Below are 17,621 nucleotides of genomic sequence, written 5' to 3' on the forward strand. Positions count from 1 at the left end.
ACCGTTGCTTGGAATAATCTCCTATATGGACTTTCCACCGAGGAAGTCGATAACAAAGATATTGGCAATGAGATTGGAAAGATTAAGCGCCAAAGAACTCCGATGCCAAAGAAGAACGGCGAATCAAATGAAAAACTTGTGGGAAGCTTGTTGTTTGAAATTAAAGGGGCAGACACTCAAGATGTAATAGCAGTTAAGGTAAATGATAAGTTTGTCAAGGCATCCAAACTTGGACCGATTCAAGTTACAACGAATGTATCAGATCAGTCCCATGAACAATCATGGATAGTAACACTGTCTGTTATCTGTTTCTTGGTCCTTTTAACAATGATTATCGTATGGAGAAAAAGAAGACGTATAGGTTAGTTCATTCCGCTAACGGGAAACGATAGTTCAACATCGAGAGGGCTGCCAAATGGCAGCCCATCTATTTTAATGATCTCCATTTGAAGGAATGGAGATATTTTTCTGGAATAAATATTTACTGGAATTTATTATGTTAGGGTGATTGAAAATGGACAAACACTATGAATACCTCCTACTAGCTTTCGAAGAAGCTGAAAAAGCAAAAGATGAAGGTACATTTCCGATCGGTGCAGTTATTGTTGATTCAGACGGAAAAGTTGTTAGTCGAGGTAGAAATAGAGTGTTTTCAAGCTGTGATACAACATCACATGCAGAAGTAGACGCTATAAGAAAGGCTGGTTATAAGATATTAAATATTGAAAGTAAGAAATTTGTTTTAAACAACGGGCTTACATTATATACAACATGTGAGCCATGCCCAATGTGTACTGGTACAATTGTACTCTCTATGATTAAAAAGGTAGTATGGGCCGCAAACGATGCTGATATTGGTGCATTTAAAAAATTTAAGGAAGGAGCAAGTCAGTTACCTATTTATAATGATTTGTTTAGTGACATTGAAATTATGGCTGCTCCATACTCGGATTTAGAGATTAGGCAAAGACAAATGTTAGCCGAATGGAATAATAATCGGGGTTACACTGATAATCATTGGAATAAAGAATTGATCCATGACACGGAACGTTAATTTACGAAAGACTTGTCCCTGGCGATTGAACTACCGGGTACGATTGTTCAGCTAACTGGCGGGATAGCGCAGCAAACGTTTTGAGATTATGATACGGTTAACCGTAATGTATCTAAACATAAAATACAGTTTGACCACAAATTTTATATCAGCATATAAAAACAAAGCCACTCCTAACAATGGAGTGGTTTCTTTGGATAGAATCTTTCTATTATTGGGAAATAATAGTTTGTATATAAATACGTTATTATGTATAATTACTCATTATGTGTACGGAGGTATATGCTATGAAAGTATTTGTAGATGGCCAGTACGGGACGACTGGACTAAAAATACATGATAGACTTAACCAACGAAACGATGTGGAACTTCTATCGATTTCGGAGGAGCATAAGAAAGATCCCGAGATCCGAATAAAGTTTATGAATGAAGCAGATATTGTATTCTTGTGTCTACCAGACCAGGCTGCTCGAGAGGCCCTAACACTTATTACGAATCCTAATACCCGGGTTATTGATAGCAGTACGGCTTTTCGTACCAAGCAAGAATGGCTCCGCTTGTCGGCGCGTTCGGCATTCAGAAGGGCATTGCGCGGTCCGATTCTGACCAGCAAAAACAATGAGCCAGACGCCGAATGGATTCCACTCGAATTCCCGGTTGGCCCGGAGGGCAAGCAAGGCACGATGGGTCATGGGTATATTTCCGGCTACAACGTAGTGCCGATTACAAGCAAAAACCCTGATGCCGTTGTACGTATGCTCAACTTCATGAACGGCGATGGCTACCGTACGCTGCTGCTTGGTTTTGAGAACGAGGTCTGGTCGATGAAGGACGGTAAGATCGTAACCGATTTCGAGAAGCACAACGAGCATATCTACCGCCAAACGCTGGGTGAATCGATTCGACCATACGGCGCCAAGGAGGAACGGGACCGCCTGGATTCGCTTGGCATGGAATTCAAACTTAACGATAACATTGACCGTATTGAAAAAGTGGCGATTCGTGATCAATTCTTCGGCGTCCCGACGCCTGGCATGGGCACATACAAAGCCGACCTGCAGAAGCTTGAGGAAGAATATTTCACGAAAATTGTTGTAGGCAAGCTGCCGATTGATGCATTCGACGAGTTTGTTGCGGAATGGAAGAAGAAGGGCGGAGACGAGATTACAGCAGAGGTTAATGCCTGGTACGCGGAAAATAAGTAGAACTGCAGGGTATATGGAACGGTCAGCGAATCTGCTAATTAAGATTATTGTCGCGGACCGGTGTTCGGGCCTTGCCTAGCATAGCGGAAATAGCGCTCCTTGGGAGCGCTATTTCCGCTATGCGGGTAAACCACTATAATGGAGCTACCAGTACGGCACGGAGGGATAACTATGAAATGGCTCAGGGCGTTTCGGAATAAATTCAGCGGGTCGATTCAGGTGAGGCTGACCTGTTATTTTATCGTCATATTGCTCCCGCTTATCTTGTTCAGCATGTATGCCAATGCACGCTCGCAGCGCATTCTGGAGCAGGAGCTTGGGGAGCGTACGATGAGCGCCATGAGCTCGGCTCTGAATTATGTGGATATGACGATGGATGGGCTCAAAAATTTGTCTACGCTGCTCTCGACAGACCGCAATCTCACCTCCCGCTTGAAGCATAATGAGGATCAGCTTACGCCGGATGCGCTCTATGATTTCTCTCAGGTGATGTTGCAGCTTGTTAATATTACCGCTATTAATCCGAATTTGTCGGGGGTTACAGTCTATCACGGAAGCTCTAGACGGATGCTGTCGAGCAGAATAGGGTCGCTGTACAGACCGGAAGCGTTAACGGAAAAATGGTATACCGATGTCGTCCACTCCTCCGGGGCTTACAGTCTTTATTTGCCGGATCACCACGAGGAAGCTTTGACGGGCTGGGCCGACCCCGTGTACAACGAGGAGCAAATTGTTCTAATGCAGCGAATGGATCTTTACAGCCGGGATCGGGACACGAATGTGCTGATGCTCTCGGTTCCGAAACGGCTGCTGCTCGGCTATCTGATGAGCCTGGTTCCCAGCAAGGCCTCACAGGTCTATCTGCTGGACGATGCGGGACGCCTCATTGTCACTAATGCGCCCAAGGAGCAACGTGTTGATCTGTCGGATAGGAAGGAGGAGCAGTCAATGATACAGAGGAGATCTATAAGAAATCGCGGCCGCTGCAAATTTTCTCCTACTGGATTATTTTGATTAGCTGTCTACTTGCGGTGTGGATTTCCTGGCTTGTGTACAGCAGCATTTCCTCGCCGATCTCCTCGTTGGTATACGGGATGAAGCAGCTTCGCATCGGTAATCTCGATGCGAAGCTGGCAAATAACAGGCAAGACGAGCTCGGTTATTTGACCGATGCGTTTAATCAGACAGCAGAGCAGCAGCGTTATCTGATTCTGGATATATATGAGCAGCAGCTGCGGATGACAAAGACGGAGCTTTAGTTTCTGCAATCGCAGATTAACCCTCACTTTTTGTATAATACGCTTGATTCGATCTACTGGTCCGCCAAAAATTACGACGCCGATGAGATTAGTGAGATGGTGCTGAACCTGTCCCGCTTCTTCCGGCTTAGCTTAAGCAAGGGGCAGGAAGCCTTCACCGTGGAAGAGACGTTCTCTCATCTGCAATATTACATTCGCGTGCAGCAGCTGCGCTTCGTGGATCAGTTCACCGTGAGATTCCAGTCTATCGGAGAAAGCAGCGGGCTGTACGTGCTTAAGCTGCTGCTGCAGCCGCTCGTGGAGAATGCGATCCTACATGGACTGGAGAAGAGAAGGGCCGGCGGAGATTTGAGTATTTCAGCGGAGGTTGAAGAGGAATGGCTCATGTTGACGGTGTCCGACAATGGCAAAGGGATCGGGGAGAAGCGGATGGTGCGGCTTCGCGAAGCGCTTGGCCGGAGCGGAGGCGGTGACGTGAATGCGGCCTCGGATCGGAGTATGGATTTTTTTGGGTTGTTGAACGTGAAGGCGAGAATGAAGCTTTATTATGGAGAAGCTGCCGAGTTTACGATTGAGAGCGGGGAGGGCGCCGGGACGATCGCACGCATCAAGCTCCCGGTAGAGCGCTGCAGACAGGAATGGGGAGGCGAAGAGACGGGAATCTAATGATTGTGGAGGATGAGATCCGAATTCTGAACAGCTTGGCCAATAACATACCTTGGGAGCGCCATGGCATTGAGGTTATTGCTTTGGCCGAAAACGGCAGGGAAGCGCTGGATATCGCAGGGCGGCGTATGCCGGATATTCTGCTGCTGGACATTGAAATGCCGGAGATGGATGGCTTGACTCTGGCTGCAACGCTTCTTGAGCGGGAGCCGCAGACCAGAATCATTATACTGAGCGGACATGAAGATTTCCAATATGCGCAGCGCGCGATCGGGCTTGGCGTGAGCAAATATTTGCTTAAACCGGCTGGCGAAGAAGAAATTCTGCATACGGTGGTGGAGGTTGCGGAGGATATTCGGCGAGAGCTGTCGGAGAAGCACAGCCTGAGCGAGCTTCATAGGATGTGGCAGAGCAGGCTGCCTCAGCTTCAGGAGGATTTCCTGCGCAGTTGGTTGACGAATCGCTATGCCGAATGGGAGCTGCATAAGCATGTTCGGGAGCTGAATATGGAGCTGCAAGTAGGCGGTAGCTATGCCGTTGCCGTATGCGAGATTGATCCATTGTCGGAGAGCGAATCGCGGTTTTCCCCAGCCGACATACCGCTGCTGCAATTCTCGCTGGACCGAATCGCTAAGGAATGTATGCCATCGGAGGAATGCCGTGTGTTCGGTGATGCCAATGGCTCAACGGTATTGCTGTTCGCAAGCCAGTCAGGTGAACCCGAGGGTGATCTGTCAAAACGAATGAACGGAAGGATAACCAGGCTTCTCAGTGTTGTGAAGGAGTGTCTCAAGCTGACGGCGAGTGTAGGCATAGGGACAGTATGCGGCTTAAAGGATGTGCCTGGCTCCTATCAACAGGCATGCCGAGCTTTGCAGGAGAGAGCGATTTATGGACATGAAATCGCCATTCCCTATCTAGAGGTCAGGCAGAGCGAGCGACCGGTCGAGTTCGACACCGCGTTCGAGCGGCAGTTGGAAATGGCTTTGTATACGGGGGACGCATCCGAGTTAATGGATCGGTATGTAGAAAGCGCCTTTGCAGAGGCGGATTCATCCGAGCTTGCTTATGAGCATTTGCTTTTTTTGAGCGGCGTATTTATTCGGATTATTCAATCACAGGGCTGGGCGCTGAAGAAGGTGCTGGGACATGATTATTCTTATTTCCTGTCGCTGGAGGGGCTGGTGTCCCGCAGTCAGATCATGGAGTGGGCGAGGCGGGTGACTGGACATATCGGCGCTTATCTGGAGCAGGAGCGGAGAAGCTCAAGCCATCAGTTGATAAAACGTATTCTTGCGACTGTCGATCAGATGCTGGCCGAGGACCTCAGTCTGCACTCCCTTGCGGAGCGCCTGTATGTGAATTCGTCTTATTTAAGCCGTCTGTTCAAGAAGGAAACGGGAGAATCGTTCTCGGGCTACGTGCTGTCAAGGCGGATGGAGCGGGCCAAGGAGCTGCTGCTTGGCGATGCCAAGGTGTATGATGCAGCCAGCGCGGTAGGCTAGCGGGATCTTAGTTATTTTGCCAAGGTGTTTCGCAAATATTGGGGCGTAGCGCCAAGCGATTTGAAGAAGTAGAGGCTGCTTGCAAATATGCCCCGAGAAGTATTTGAAAGGAAGGTTGCGGTGCTTCAGCTTCGGGTTGCAGCGCACGGATTAGTGGAAACGATGAAGACCCCGCACTTGTCGGCAAGCGGGAAACAGTATGTAAAACCTGTTATGACCACTTTATACGAAAAATTAAAAGGTCTAGTTCAAGAAGGTATGTGTTCATTTTAGCTGGTGCCCTTATAGCAATTCCATCGTTTTACATGGGTTTTCAGTCACTCGAAAGCGATATTGACAAGACTATACATTATATTATAAGTGGCGGATTAGGATTGTTTTCTGTTGTATTTAGCGCAGTCCGACTCCATCAATTTAAGAACTGGGAAGTAGTAGACGAGTACCCTGGGCGTAATAAAACGTTGAACTAACGGGTAACACTAGTGCAATTCAAACGATTAAAACCTCCCATTAGAAGCAAACCTAGATTTATTAGGCCTAATGGGAGGTTATTTTATGTATTTAAGTGAATGGTTGCCGGTACTCAACTAAAGGGCAGAATAGTTTAATCATCCCGCAATTATTTCAGGTATAGAGAATTGCGAAGTTGAAAATCGTTATATACAATGGGTGGAAAGTATAATTCAAGTGGGTGAAATCAAAATGACGACGTATGATCAATTTATGAGTAACCATTTTCCAAATTTGATTCTGAGGCCACCTTTATTCTACAACTTGAATGTAGGAATTCGATTTGAACTTGGAGATTCAAGTGCGTATGATTTAGATAAGAATTACTATATGGAACGTGTATATAAACGAGCTATTGAGTTATTCAAAGCTATCAATGAGAAAAATGATGAAATTATTCTTGTTACAAATGCTATTTTTGCTTATAACCTAAAGAACAAAATTAAAAGGGTAAATTTATATCGAAAATACATTAAGAGTAAGCACTTATTAAGAAATCTAAAGCTTAATGTTATTCCCGATGTCTTTGCTGATGAAGATGAAATACCAGACGAAATAGACAATACTTTTAGATATATGATCAATTGTAAAGTTAATGAGCTAGATTATCTCAATTTAATTAAAGCTATTTGTAACCAAGATGTAGGGATCAAGCCTGCAATTCATCACGATGTTTTTTTTCTCAATATTAGAAGAGGAACAATTTATCATATTTATGATGATCGTGGATGCGATGTGATTTCAAATTCAATTTCAGGAATTAAAGATATTTTTCTTGAATACAACGATTGGATATTAAATTATGATAGGGAGTCCATTAATAAAACATTTGATGAAGTTTTCTATCAAGTTCTTGACATCCGACAGTAATATGAAAATTGAAGGATGAGATTTATGCAAACTTCATTACTATTTCACAAAACTCGTATTTTGTACATATGTCTATAGGTTGAAATAAACCTTCTTGGCTATAGTGTTGTCGGATGTCGGATGACAAGAACTTGATCCCATTCCCTACGAGAATAAGCAAAACAAGAAAAAAATACTTGCACGGATTCCCATTGTTGATTATGCAATTTATAATGTCAATCTCAATACATACTGATCGACATATTGACGAAGCTCTTTGTTTTCCTCGGTCATATGTGAGTTGTACATCATTGATGCACCTAACGGGCCGTAGGATTTCATCGAATATAAACTCGATCGAATTGACTTCTTTTCGTGCGGGCATTCACCGAACGATCTGTCCATTAACGAATGCAAAGTATTTTTCGTCTCATAATAAAATTCTACAGACTGTTTTTTTGCCATGTCAGGATGAAATCTAAAAGCCATCTCTGGAATACATCTATCTTTCATTCCTTTTATTTCAGCACTAGTAGGAACGATTATATTCTTTGATCTCTGTTTTGCAATATTAAGCCACTCTTTGAAATAGCTTAAGCATATATGTGCCGTAACTTTATTTATGATCCAATGAACCAAATTTCTATTTTCGATGACTTTAAGATTGGAGTAATCGAAAAGATTATTTATGTACGCTTCAACAACATCTTCTATTAGCTCTGTGGCCGTTAATCTTCCTTTTCTCCAGGAAGTTATATCACTCCCTCTTTTCTCTTTGTAAAAATGATCTAACTTGAGCAACGATTGTTTCCAAAACACATAAGCATACGCGTATGGGCAGATATCAGGAAAGACTTCGTTATCGGATTGCCAATCTTATGGCTCGAAACAAGGTTACGAACATGAAGAGCTACGGGTCGGGTGGCTGCTCAGGATAATGTCCTTTAGTTCAGTCAGAGTCTTGATCCGATAGCTGGCCTGTGAGAAGTCATGTGTTTTTGTAAAGTCGTTATGGACAATAGCACAGTCGATACCAGCCGCCACGGCTGAGTTCAACCCTCTGTTTGAATCCTCTACAACCAGAGTCTCTTCTTTGGTAGCTCCGAAGCGCTTTAGGCCGGTCAAGTATGGTTCCGGGTGCGGCTTGGTGCGCTCGTAGTCTTCGCGAACAAGGACGAATTCCATGAATTGTCTAATCTGGCGCTTTTCATGAATAAGTTGAAAATCCGCACGTTTGGCAGTCGTCACGATGGCCATGCGGACGTACTTTGACAGTTCGGCTAGAGTTTCAACTACGCCTTCAATCTCTATGGCTTCTGTTCTTAGATATTCCTGATAATAGACGTTGCGGACCTCACGCTGCTTGCTGATGGTCTGTTCATCAATACCTGCCGCCCTAGCTTGAGACCACGTGCCTAATGACTGGGTCATGTCGCGGAGGTATTGATCTTTATCCAAGGTAAATCCAATGTCAGCCAGAGCGCGTTCTCCCGCTTTGAAATACCAGAATTCAGTATCAACCAGAACACCATCATGATCGAAGAGTATGAACTTTTTCATTGTATCGTTCTCCTTTCGCAGCTGCGCCAACCATGAGCGTATTCAAACTGTCTGCAATTTGGTGCACCGAAATTTCGAATTACGCCCTATCTGGTTAATGTCGCTTAGATAAGATAAGCACTTAAATTCTTTTTAAGCCGATCTTTTACAGAATACGTACCATCGACGGAAAATTCCTTGCCGGTGATCATTTCGAAGAGGCGTATATAGCGGTGCGACAGTTCGATGACAAGGTCATCAGGTGCGGCAGGCAGAATCTTATCTTTATAAGGGTCGCAATGCTCCCTGAACCAAAGTCGCAGGAATTCTTTGTCGATATTCTCCGGTTCCTTGCCCTCGGCTAACCTCGATTCGAATGTCTCTTTAATCCAATAGCGGGAAGAATCGGGTGTATGTATCTCGTCGATGAGAAGAATCTCTCCTTTGTCATCAATACCGAATTCATATTTGGTATCTACAAGGATTAATCCGTTCCTAGCTGCGATCTCTGTGCCCCTGGCAAAGAGCGAGAACGCGATTTTTTGCAAATACCCCCAGGTCTCTTTGTCGATTAGGCCTTGGTCAACGATAATGTTTGCCATTTCCTGACCTTTGGTTAATTTATGTTCCTTTTTAGTCTCTTTAGCAGATCGTTTTTGCCATTGTTTACTATGATTTTCTTTGTCATGAACTTGATAATGTTTATTATGATTTTCTCGGGCGTTAGCACTACTGTGACCTGTTAATACTAATGTCAATCCGAGTTCATTTTGTAGTCTCCTCATTTTATGATTGTAGTGTAATTTTACATATTTACATTAGTGTCTACTACTGATTGAAATTTATACAATCTGGCTATTTTGCTCCTGCTTTTAACAAAATTTGTTCAATCTCTTTAAAACCTTTCTCACGTGCATGTTGCAAAGGAGTTACATTGTTTTTATCAGGAATGTTCACATCTGCCCCATAATCTATAAGGAATTGTACTGTTTGCTGCTGTTTTTCGTTTCCATTATTCAAAATAATGGCTTCTAATAAAGCCGTCCAACCAAGATCATTAACATGATCAACATCAATATCGGTATTGGTAAGAAGTTCTTTGATGACACTTACATATCCATGTTCAGAAGCAGGGATCAAAGCGGTTCCTCCATACCGGTTAGTGATCGTTGGATCGGCACATGCTTTAATTGTAAGTTTTAGGATATCTATAAATCCTTCTGCACCAGCATACAGAAAGGGATTGTTTTTCATGTCATCCTGAATATTGACGTCTGCTCCTGCCTCGATAAGTACTTTTGCAGTTGTGACATCATTATTATAAGTTGCGAGCATAGTGGCAGTTTGTCCATTTGAGTCCTGTACATTAATATTAACTCTTTCCTTAATCAGTCTTATTACGGTATCCGTCTCGCCACGTTTTACTGCTTGAAATAGTTTCTCGTTCACTACTTCCTCCCCCTTATCAAATGAGGCACATCCCTGTAGCAAAAACATGCAACCTATTGCTACTGCCAACCACTTCCATATATAATACACGCCCGGCATCCTCCTTTTCAGTTACATTCTAACGGGCGAATTAAAAAGTTTTTTTCATAAAAATTTTCCTCCTTATATATTTTGTATTTTTGTATTTAAACTATGTTATTTCGTCTTAAATTATGGTAACACTTAATTTCAAACCCCTTCTAAACAATTTCTTAAAAAAAGATAAACTTATTTGTAAAATTTTTTAATATCGTAGGGTAAGCGCCCGGCGCCTTTCCATAGTTGTTATGGAAGGTTTCCAAACACTCCCCCCCGAACCGGACGTACACCTCTCAGCGTATCCGGCTCTCCACCTACCTAATCTAATCTTCCTGCGTGAAGGTCGTCATGGCATTTGATACATAGGGCCATTGTTTTACGTCTTCTTTCGATCATTTTCCGTTCCCATTTATTTTTGCCTTTTACATCCTTCAATTTCCTTATGTGATGCATTTCCAAAGGCATCCCGGAACATCCACACCATTCGCAGGTTTCGGCAACCAATCTACGGATAAGGCTACTTCTTCCTTTGAAAGCCCATGTATTTGGTTCGTAATCTACGGCCAAGTGCTTTTGGACATTGTTTAAATTCTGTCTAAAGCCTTGGTTATAGAGCATAGAAGTCTTTATTCCGTTTTTGGTTCGGTAGCGAATCGAGAAGACACCATTGACTTTGTACTTGTTTAGAATCTTGTAAACGGAGGTTCTATATTTGCTTGCAAATGTCTTATACATACTGAAGCTCATAATGTAATGAAACTTACCGAGTACAGAGACGTTATTTGCAAGCATGAAATAGTTGTAAAGGCCTCTTATTTCCGCGTTGTAGATCGACAGGATCTCAAAATCGTCGAGTGGCTGCAACCCCCTATGGAGTATTTTCCATTCTCCGTTATTGTTGATCTTCAACGCTCCGAGATTCTTTACTTTGCCAACCCATGCTTCTTTAGGAACGAATAACCGGATGTGTCCATTTGAAGTTCTTCTCTTGATCCCGAATTTGTCTTCGTACATTCTTTAACTCGGCCTCGAGGTCATGAGCCATGGGTACTTGATGAGATCGATGGTTTCATGTCTAGACTTGATCCGGATAAGTATGATAGACGTGCTGCAAGAGATGAGGCTTTAGAGATTCTAGAGCGTCGAAATGTATTGACAAAAGCGACTGCTGCAAAGGCACGCGCCTTACCACTTGGTTCAGCTGCTGAGGCACTACCAAAGGCACGTAGACCTCGGAAGGAGTTACCAAGAATAAAATATGATCCAAAGGCGTCTGATCCAGGTGGGATACTTGGGGCAGTGCTGATTTTGACGGCCCCATTCCTTTACTTGTTGACCCAAGTAGGTTTAGGCCTTGGCTGGACGATGTGGATTGTGACGCTGTGGCTGTTTGTTGGTCTGCTTGGAATAGGTATACCTAAAGGGTCAATTCCAAGAAGTCCGAGTCGTTTGAGTCGTGGCATGGGGATATTTCTTGGATTTGCAGGACTTGTAACCCCAATTACTACCATTGTTATCAGTCTTGTGGACCTGGTGCATGCGCCGAAATTTTTCGGTGCATTAATAGCTTATCAGGGGATGACCGCATGGTTCATTTTTATCTGCGGATTGGTGATCGAAAAGCCTGCCCATAAGCGTTCTAAAAAGCGGAAACCCTAAGGAATACGGGAGATATACCATCTGAGACTGCACGTTGATAACGGCGGTTGTGTTCCGGGTCCATACATATAGGAGTCTCCTGCTTGCAGCACACATTATGGAGAATCAGCACGCGGTTCAATGTTGCTGTGCATCATACGAGTCAGTACTGATTAGGGCACGGAATAGATACTGCCACAGCATCATCCTCAACACGGTGTGGCAGGTAGTGCCTTTCAAAATTTTAATGCACGAGTTGAAGACCAATTCCACCAACATGACGTACATCAATCTACCGCAATCTGAGTGTGATTGTTGAAGAACAAAGGTAGAAAATGATCAAACATTTTTATAAAAATCGTTCTCGTGAAATATTTAAAGAGCCTGTTTTGATCAAACTTTTTTTCAAAAGCAGGCTCTTTTATATTGGAAAGTCAACATAATAAGACGTATTTTGATCAAACTTTTTTATAAACCAACATCATAACCTTAATATAAGGGTAGTATCCCATATTGGCACTTCATGACAGCTTCGCTGGAACTTTCGCGAGACTATCCTAAATCAGACAGCCCCCTTTTAAATTTTGAACAGTCAAAACTGTCAATATCGGTATTCCCATTTCTTCAGAAATATCCTCTATGTCTTTTCTTACCTCAGTCAAAGATGAAATTCGTAACAGTTCTAAGTAACGATCATTATCAGGTCCGTAAGTTACATATAACTGCTTATGAATAACGACTTTTCCAATGTAGCATTTGTTCTTCATTAAATTACCCCTTAAACAGACCGTCATCTCCTCCCGATCGGCTCTCGCTCCTGAAGCTCACGATATAGGCTGCTGCGGCCGATCTTGGTGATTTCACAAATTTTCTTAATCGTATAGCCATTTTGTTGCCGTTTTAGAAAGAGGTCGATCGTGTGATTGATGCCCGCATGCTTCTCATTGTACCGCTTCGGACGACCCTTGTACACGCCCCGTCCCTTTGCTGCAGCAATCCCTTCTGCCTGGCGCTGTCTGTTCTTCTTCCGCTCCTGCTCAGCCACATAAGCCAGCGTTGAGAGCAGCTGGTCCTCAAGCAGCTTCCCGATGTCTCCCATCGTCCGGAACTTGCGGGAGTCGAACAGTTCCTCGTTGTCCAGCACAACAATATCAGCGGCAATGATGCGCGTGATGTGCCTCCATTCATGAATGATCCCGTCATAATCACGACCGAGACGGTCTAAGGAATCTAAATAGAGAATATCTCCTGCTTCAAGCTGTACTCGCAGCGCCTGATAGCGTAGGCGGTTAAAGTCTTTTCCGGATTGCCGGTCGATGTAGATCCGTTCCTCCGCGATCCCGAGTGCTTGCATTTTAATGAGCTGCCGTTCGGTATTCTGGTCGGCAGTTGAAACACGGACGTAACCGTATATTTGCATGTCGCCTAATTCTCCCTTCACAGCCAAATCATAACACGATATTTGGGACATGAAACATGAAAATGGGATGCTATAAACCGAGATTCTACCGTCTGTTCTCAACGTCCCATTAGGGTGTGCCCTATTGGGAAACTATGCAAAGAAAAAAAGCATACTTTTTAGACATAAAAAGGTGACTGTTTTTGTATGTGTCCAAAAAGTGTGCTTTTTTGAATAACGCCGCCGCAGCCGGATGATTCGGCTACTTTTGAAAGGACTGGAATTGGGGATGATCGAATATATCGATAACCTTGTACGTCTAAGTCCTGCTGTGTCTTGATGATTCTCATACTTACATCCCTCCTGAAAATGAAAATGACCCCTCGAAAAAGGGGTCTTGGTACTGGGTCAAAAATATGATATATGTAAGATATTGGATTCGATTCGGTTTTCAGAGAAACAAATCGGAAGAATCGCTCCAAAACAGGAGGTAACATATGAGTTCCATTCTAAAAGTTATAGAAAAGCTAAAGTTGAACGTCTTGAATGTTGAAGATGTTCCAGAGTCATTTAGTTCTGATGTATACAAACTTACTCTTGCCAGTGGAGAAAACGTGTTTGTAAAAATTCCATTTAACAAGGATAAACTATTCCGTGAATTTCAGATGCTTGAAACATTAAAGGGTGTAATACCTGTTCCTAAGGTATTGGACATTTGGTACGGGGATGAAAGTACTACTGGAGCATTGCTTCTTTCAGCAATTCAAGGTATGCATTGTTCAGGAGACATTGATGAGAAACTCTCTTTTCAAATTGGCGTGTATCATGCTATGCTCCATGAGGTTAAAACTCCTGGGTATGGTTACCATGTAACCGATGGTTTCAAGTTACTTGACCAAAATAATTGGAGATTACATATCAAAAGTAATTTTGAAAAGTGGAAAGAGCCATGCAAAGAGATTCTCGACTCAGAATTGTATGAGAGATGTATTCTTCACTTTGATGGAGTTTTCTCTGATTTACCGGATCCTGACGGACCATGCATTGTTCACATGGATTTTAGACCAGGTAATATATTGGTGAATGGTAACGAGGTTGCTGGCATTATTGATTTCGAGAGTGCCCGTGGTGGATCGTCGGAAATAGATTTTACAAAAGTCAATCGATATATTTGGGAAGTCAATCCGAGAACAAAGTTACCGTTCATTGAAGGTTATCATTCGATTCGACCTATGTTGGCTCTGGAAAGAGTGCTGCCATTTTATGATTTTTACGATGCTTTCAACGCAGTTGTTTGGTGTAAAAACAGAGGAATTGAAAAAAATCAAACGTTCCTTCAGGAAAATATTCTTACTTTAAGGAATTCGGTAGGTTATTGAGTATAGTTGTTTAGATTTGATAGGGCAGGCCATCCCACAAAGGATGGCCTTTAAACTTGCCGTTACAGACAGCGCGGAGAACCGTACCATAAGTAGGGCGAAATAAATAAATCTCTTATACGGAACAAGCAAATCCGGCATGTGATGAGTTCTCTCAGGGAACTTCAATTAGCGTATTGGATATTAATCGGACTTCTTCTTGGTTTCGGTTCATCATGAATGACGCAGTATTCTACGATATTCCCGTAATGATCCGCTTCGATAGAACAGCAGCTTGTCAACATCTCTTTCACTAGCTCTCCCGAATAGAAGATATTCAGATGTTCGCTTAACTGCTTCTGCGACATGCCTTGCAGCTCGGAAAGCTCAAGCGCCTCCCGATATTTATCCGGCATGCGATTCAGGATGCTCATCATCCCTTCAGCGGCCTCCGAAGTACAATCGACGACTGGTTCTTCCTCGACAATGTTAGAGCCATTAAAATAGAGAACCCGCGCCTGGCGCGGGTCTTATTAGACTATGTTTGTCTTCTGATAGGACTATAACCAGAAGATCTCTTTTATTTACTCCGACCTTTATTTGCCGAGATTAATGATATACTCTACGGTTTGTGGATCATAGTGGGAGAAGAATAAACTTTCGCCTGTATCGAGTGCGACTATTTTCTCCATCTCCTCCACTGTCAGTGTAAAATCAAATACATTAAAGTTTTCTTCCATTCTATTTTTATTGACCGTTTTGGGAATGACCACTACGTCTCTCTGAATCAAGAAGCGCAAAGCAACCTGGGCTGTAGATTTGTTATATTTATCGCCAATTTCTTGTAAGGTTGAGTTAGTGAATAAATGATTCTTTCCTTCCGCAAAAGGACCCCAGGATTCAATCTGCGTATTGTACTTTTTCATAATTTCATGTGCTTTTACCTGCTGGTTAAAGACATGGGTTTCCACCTGATTCACAGCCGGCACCACTTCGCTGAACTCCACCAGATCGACATATCTATCCGGATAGAAGTTGCTAATCCCGATCGCCCTGATTTTACCCTCTTTATAGAATTCCTCCATCGCACGGTACGTTCCATAGTAATCATTAAATGGTTGATGGATCAGGACCAAGTCTAGATAATTAAGCTGGAGTTTGTCCATGGATTTCTGAATGGATGCTTTTGCTTTGTCATAACCTGCATTGGAAATCCAAACTTTAGTGGTGATGAAGAACTCTTCTCTCGACACTCCGCTTTTTTTGATCGCACGGCCTACTGCTTCTTCATTTTGGTAGACCTGTGCGGTATCAATGGAACGGTAACCCACGCTGATAGCATCAAGCACGCATCTTTCACATTCCTCCGGATCGTGAATCTGGTAAACCCCAAAGCCCAAAATAGGCATTTTTACTCCATTGTTCAAGGTTGCGAATTCCATTTCAATTCCTCCTATTGTTGATTTTTAGGCCTTCCGACTGCTACAATTAACATATTACAGCATTCGTGTTACACGAAGGCAAGAGGGGTTTATTTGTACATTCATGAGGAGGAATTTCATGTACACGGTAAAAAAAGTGGCACAAATGCTTGACTTAAGCGAGCATGCGGTTCGTTATTATACGGATAAGGGATTAATACCAAGCATACTGCGAGATCAAAATAACAACCGCCTATTCGATGAGGAATCCGTCAATTGGCTTATCGGTGTAAAGATATTAAAACAATGCGGGATGTCTATCGAAGATATTAAAACCTATGCAGATCTTTGCATAAAAGGCGATTCTACAATTCAGGAACGCTACGAGATCATTTTAAGACAAAGAGAACGTGCCCTTCTTCAATTGCAGGAAGTGAAAAGTACAGTTGATTATTTGGAAGCCAAAACCAATTATTACCTTAACATTATGGAGGGTGTAGTTGCTGATAGCTCCAACCCCGCTAAATGGCCTCTTAAGTATGAAATACATGAAGTTTGGGACTCTATCAAGAAAGATGGTGCCAAATGACGTTGCTCATGCGATTGCAAAGCAATGAGTAAATCTGCTGTCGTCTCAAAGGACAGATAGTCGAAGGCCAGTTCTCCGATCACCAGGTGATGCAGGACTTTATGGCAGTAGCATCTTCTTCTACCTCGTGCAATTCCCAAAGTTCCTTGAATTCGGGACTGCAAGCCAGTAGCTTTTCCGTCAGCTCGCTCCAACAGGCCGGCATTATTATGCCGCTGCTAATGAAGGGGTCACCTCACGAAACGGAAAAAATCGTACGCTAATAAGCAATTCATTACATGAAAAAACCGGACCCTTTATTCTACAAAAGGATTCCGGTTTTCGTAATCGGGTAGCGGCTAGAACTCGTTAAACTAACGTGTCCCGTTAGCTTAATTCAGATACCCTGAACTTTTCTTCATTTTTTCTTTAATCGATGTTTTAAACTCCACAAGACTCTTATTACTCAGTTCATCTTGAAATGTGACTTCACCATTATTCTTAGCTGCATCATAATTTATTTTTCCTTTGTCATCTATTCTAAACTTGCCCTGGTAGAGACCGGAAATGACAAATGCTTCTTCTGAAGTAACCGGCCCTTCATATTTGTGCAAAAACAGAACAAACTTGTCATTTTTCTTTGTTATGTTAGATGCTGCAAATTCAAAAATCTTAATATTACCGCCGTTATAACTTTCATCACCCTTAATTACCTCATTTACTTCTGCATCTGTGAGTTTAAAATTTGCACCCTCATATTCAGGTATTTGTTCGAATTCGCCAGTCATCGTAACTTCAACCACGAGTTCTGAATCATCTGTTATTTCTTCAAGGGTTGAATAAATGACCGCTAAATCGGCAATTGACGTTGATTGTGCATTATCTCCTTTCCCGCAACTCGTCAGAATCACCATTAGTAAAGTGAAAATAAGAATATACAGCTGTGATTTTCTCATATCATGCCCCCTATGCTTTGTATGCCATCTATAGACGTTGTTTAGAAATCAATTGTTACGGTATCCTGAAAATCCCATCACCTAACTCAGTTTCGGTTGACTTCTATGCAAAATCTTCAATTCTTATGAACATGTCGCCCGCTAACTGAGAAAAGGGCTGCCACGCG

22 protein-coding genes are annotated in these 17,621 nt (G+C 42.9%); 11 read left to right on the forward strand and 11 right to left on the reverse strand.

Annotated features, from left to right (window positions below; all coding sequences use genetic code 11):
* The 8 genes from RCO25_RS29455 to RCO25_RS29490 form a co-directional block, all read left to right on the forward strand.
* Window positions 1-366: hypothetical protein (locus tag RCO25_RS29455; protein WP_308999648.1), on the forward strand; the 366-nt coding region annotated here is incomplete at its 5' end.
* Window positions 367-514: 148 nt separating this feature from the next.
* Window positions 515-1,054, forward strand: a complete 540-nt coding sequence (locus RCO25_RS29460) for a nucleoside deaminase (protein WP_308999649.1) — start codon at window positions 515-517, stop codon at window positions 1,052-1,054.
* A gap of 287 nt (window positions 1,055-1,341) precedes the next feature.
* Window positions 1,342-2,259, forward strand: a complete 918-nt coding sequence (locus RCO25_RS29465; protein WP_308999650.1) for a hypothetical protein — start codon at window positions 1,342-1,344, stop codon at window positions 2,257-2,259.
* A gap of 171 nt (window positions 2,260-2,430) precedes the next feature.
* On the forward strand, window positions 2,431-3,273 hold the full coding sequence (locus tag RCO25_RS29470; protein WP_308999651.1) for a cache domain-containing protein: 843 nt from the start codon (window positions 2,431-2,433) through the stop codon (window positions 3,271-3,273).
* A gap of 35 nt (window positions 3,274-3,308) precedes the next feature.
* Window positions 3,309-3,518 (forward strand): HAMP domain-containing protein, encoded by a 210-nt coding sequence (locus RCO25_RS29475; RefSeq protein ID WP_308999652.1) that lies wholly within the window; start codon window positions 3,309-3,311, stop codon window positions 3,516-3,518.
* A gap of 3 nt (window positions 3,519-3,521) precedes the next feature.
* The gene (locus tag RCO25_RS29480) at window positions 3,522-4,184 is read left to right on the forward strand and encodes a sensor histidine kinase (RefSeq protein WP_308999690.1); all 663 of its coding nucleotides are present in this window, start codon (window positions 3,522-3,524) and stop codon (window positions 4,182-4,184) included.
* Window positions 4,184-5,689, forward strand: a complete 1,506-nt coding sequence (locus tag RCO25_RS29485; RefSeq protein ID WP_308999653.1) for a response regulator — start codon at window positions 4,184-4,186, stop codon at window positions 5,687-5,689. The genes RCO25_RS29480 and RCO25_RS29485 overlap by 1 nt, the downstream gene beginning before the upstream one ends.
* Window positions 5,690-6,376: 687 nt before the next feature.
* Window positions 6,377-7,069 carry a DUF3885 domain-containing protein gene (locus RCO25_RS29490; RefSeq protein WP_308999654.1) on the forward strand — a complete coding sequence of 231 codons (693 nt, stop codon included), beginning with the start codon at window positions 6,377-6,379 and terminating at the stop codon, window positions 7,067-7,069.
* Between the two features lie 207 nt (window positions 7,070-7,276).
* Here the strand turns inward: RCO25_RS29490 and RCO25_RS29495 are convergent, their stop codons facing one another.
* The 5 genes from RCO25_RS29495 to RCO25_RS29515 all read right to left on the reverse strand — a co-directional run bounded on the left by RCO25_RS29495 (window position 7,277) and on the right by RCO25_RS29515 (window position 11,128).
* The gene (locus tag RCO25_RS29495; RefSeq protein ID WP_308999655.1) at window positions 7,277-7,849 is read right to left on the reverse strand and encodes a hypothetical protein; all 573 of its coding nucleotides are present in this window, start codon (window positions 7,847-7,849) and stop codon (window positions 7,277-7,279) included.
* A gap of 93 nt (window positions 7,850-7,942) precedes the next feature.
* Complete coding sequence (locus RCO25_RS29500; RefSeq protein ID WP_308999656.1) at window positions 7,943-8,608, reverse strand: HAD family hydrolase; 666 nt, start codon at window positions 8,606-8,608, stop codon at window positions 7,943-7,945.
* Window positions 8,609-8,712: 104 nt separating this feature from the next.
* Window positions 8,713-9,372: a phosphoribosylaminoimidazolesuccinocarboxamide synthase gene (locus RCO25_RS29505; protein ID WP_308999657.1), complete on the reverse strand. Its 660-nt coding sequence runs from the start codon at window positions 9,370-9,372 to the stop codon at window positions 8,713-8,715.
* Between the two features lie 70 nt (window positions 9,373-9,442).
* Complete coding sequence (locus RCO25_RS29510) at window positions 9,443-10,117, reverse strand: ankyrin repeat domain-containing protein (protein WP_483874732.1); 675 nt, start codon at window positions 10,115-10,117, stop codon at window positions 9,443-9,445.
* 315 nt (window positions 10,118-10,432) lie between these two features.
* Window positions 10,433-11,128, reverse strand: coding sequence for an HNH endonuclease (locus tag RCO25_RS29515; RefSeq protein ID WP_308999658.1), 696 nt, complete (start codon window positions 11,126-11,128; stop codon window positions 10,433-10,435).
* Window positions 11,129-11,185: 57 nt separating this feature from the next.
* On the opposite strand from RCO25_RS29515, the gene RCO25_RS29520 reads away from it, so the two are divergent.
* The gene (locus tag RCO25_RS29520) at window positions 11,186-11,773 is read left to right on the forward strand and encodes a hypothetical protein (RefSeq protein WP_308999659.1); all 588 of its coding nucleotides are present in this window, start codon (window positions 11,186-11,188) and stop codon (window positions 11,771-11,773) included.
* A 536-nt stretch (window positions 11,774-12,309) separates the two neighbouring features.
* Here the strand turns inward: RCO25_RS29520 and RCO25_RS29525 are convergent.
* From RCO25_RS29525 to RCO25_RS29535, 3 genes are all read right to left on the reverse strand, one after another.
* A complete protein-coding gene (locus RCO25_RS29525) occupies window positions 12,310-12,519 on the reverse strand; it encodes a hypothetical protein (protein WP_308999660.1) in 210 nt (69 codons plus the stop codon).
* A 23-nt stretch (window positions 12,520-12,542) separates the two neighbouring features.
* Window positions 12,543-13,172 (reverse strand): recombinase family protein, encoded by a 630-nt coding sequence (locus RCO25_RS29530; RefSeq protein WP_308999661.1) that lies wholly within the window; start codon window positions 13,170-13,172, stop codon window positions 12,543-12,545.
* Between the two features lie 158 nt (window positions 13,173-13,330).
* The gene (locus RCO25_RS29535; RefSeq protein WP_308999662.1) at window positions 13,331-13,501 is read right to left on the reverse strand and encodes a hypothetical protein; all 171 of its coding nucleotides are present in this window, start codon (window positions 13,499-13,501) and stop codon (window positions 13,331-13,333) included.
* Window positions 13,502-13,648: 147 nt separating this feature from the next.
* On the opposite strand from RCO25_RS29535, the gene RCO25_RS29540 reads away from it, so the two are divergent.
* Window positions 13,649-14,530, forward strand: a complete 882-nt coding sequence (locus RCO25_RS29540) for a phosphotransferase family protein (RefSeq protein WP_308999663.1) — start codon at window positions 13,649-13,651, stop codon at window positions 14,528-14,530.
* A 164-nt stretch (window positions 14,531-14,694) separates the two neighbouring features.
* Here RCO25_RS29540 and RCO25_RS29545 read toward each other — a convergent pair whose 3' ends face one another.
* Both RCO25_RS29545 and RCO25_RS29550 read right to left on the reverse strand, forming a co-directional pair.
* Window positions 14,695-14,946, reverse strand: coding sequence for a sigma factor-like helix-turn-helix DNA-binding protein (locus RCO25_RS29545; protein ID WP_308999664.1), 252 nt, complete (start codon window positions 14,944-14,946; stop codon window positions 14,695-14,697).
* Between the two features lie 159 nt (window positions 14,947-15,105).
* Window positions 15,106-15,951 (reverse strand): aldo/keto reductase, encoded by an 846-nt coding sequence (locus tag RCO25_RS29550; RefSeq protein WP_308999665.1) that lies wholly within the window; start codon window positions 15,949-15,951, stop codon window positions 15,106-15,108.
* 118 nt (window positions 15,952-16,069) lie between these two features.
* On the opposite strand from RCO25_RS29550, the gene RCO25_RS29555 reads away from it, so the two are divergent.
* Entirely contained in the window at window positions 16,070-16,519 is a 450-nt protein-coding gene (locus RCO25_RS29555) for a MerR family transcriptional regulator (protein WP_308999666.1), read from the forward strand.
* A gap of 371 nt (window positions 16,520-16,890) precedes the next feature.
* On the opposite strand, the gene RCO25_RS29560 is transcribed toward RCO25_RS29555, so the two are convergent.
* On the reverse strand, window positions 16,891-17,454 hold the full coding sequence (locus RCO25_RS29560) for a hypothetical protein (RefSeq protein WP_308999667.1): 564 nt from the start codon (window positions 17,452-17,454) through the stop codon (window positions 16,891-16,893).
* Window positions 17,455-17,621 lie beyond the last annotated feature (167 nt).

It is taken from the genome of Paenibacillus sp. LHD-38 (assembly GCF_031157315.1).
Classification (GTDB): domain Bacteria; phylum Bacillota; class Bacilli; order Paenibacillales; family Paenibacillaceae; genus Pristimantibacillus.

Excerpts from the sequence above, each read along its gene's own strand:
- RCO25_RS29540 (WP_308999663.1), top strand. The coding sequence starts at position 13,649 with ATGAGTTCCATTCTAAAAGTTATAGAAAAGCTAAAGTTGAACGTCTTG.
- RCO25_RS29485 (WP_308999653.1), top strand. The coding sequence starts at position 4,184 with ATGATTGTGGAGGATGAGATCCGAATTCTGAACAGCTTGGCCAATAAC.
- RCO25_RS29465 (WP_308999650.1), top strand. The coding sequence starts at position 1,342 with ATGAAAGTATTTGTAGATGGCCAGTACGGGACGACTGGACTAAAAATA.
- RCO25_RS29560 (WP_308999667.1), bottom strand. The coding sequence starts at position 17,454 with ATGAGAAAATCACAGCTGTATATTCTTATTTTCACTTTACTAATGGTG.
- RCO25_RS29505 (WP_308999657.1), bottom strand. The coding sequence starts at position 9,372 with ATGAGGAGACTACAAAATGAACTCGGATTGACATTAGTATTAACAGGT.
- RCO25_RS29555 (WP_308999666.1), top strand. The coding sequence starts at position 16,070 with ATGTACACGGTAAAAAAAGTGGCACAAATGCTTGACTTAAGCGAGCAT.
- RCO25_RS29535 (WP_308999662.1), bottom strand. The coding sequence starts at position 13,501 with ATGAGAATCATCAAGACACAGCAGGACTTAGACGTACAAGGTTATCGA.
- RCO25_RS29515 (WP_308999658.1), bottom strand. The coding sequence starts at position 11,128 with ATGTACGAAGACAAATTCGGGATCAAGAGAAGAACTTCAAATGGACAC.
- RCO25_RS29460 (WP_308999649.1), top strand. The coding sequence starts at position 515 with ATGGACAAACACTATGAATACCTCCTACTAGCTTTCGAAGAAGCTGAA.
- RCO25_RS29530 (WP_308999661.1), bottom strand. The coding sequence starts at position 13,172 with ATGCAAATATACGGTTACGTCCGTGTTTCAACTGCCGACCAGAATACC.
- RCO25_RS29525 (WP_308999660.1), bottom strand. The coding sequence starts at position 12,519 with ATGAAGAACAAATGCTACATTGGAAAAGTCGTTATTCATAAGCAGTTA.
- RCO25_RS29550 (WP_308999665.1), bottom strand. The coding sequence starts at position 15,951 with ATGGAATTCGCAACCTTGAACAATGGAGTAAAAATGCCTATTTTGGGC.
- RCO25_RS29470 (WP_308999651.1), top strand. The coding sequence starts at position 2,431 with ATGAAATGGCTCAGGGCGTTTCGGAATAAATTCAGCGGGTCGATTCAG.
- RCO25_RS29520 (WP_308999659.1), top strand. The coding sequence starts at position 11,186 with ATGTCTAGACTTGATCCGGATAAGTATGATAGACGTGCTGCAAGAGAT.
- RCO25_RS29545 (WP_308999664.1), bottom strand. The coding sequence starts at position 14,946 with ATGATGAGCATCCTGAATCGCATGCCGGATAAATATCGGGAGGCGCTT.
- RCO25_RS29500 (WP_308999656.1), bottom strand. The coding sequence starts at position 8,608 with ATGAAAAAGTTCATACTCTTCGATCATGATGGTGTTCTGGTTGATACT.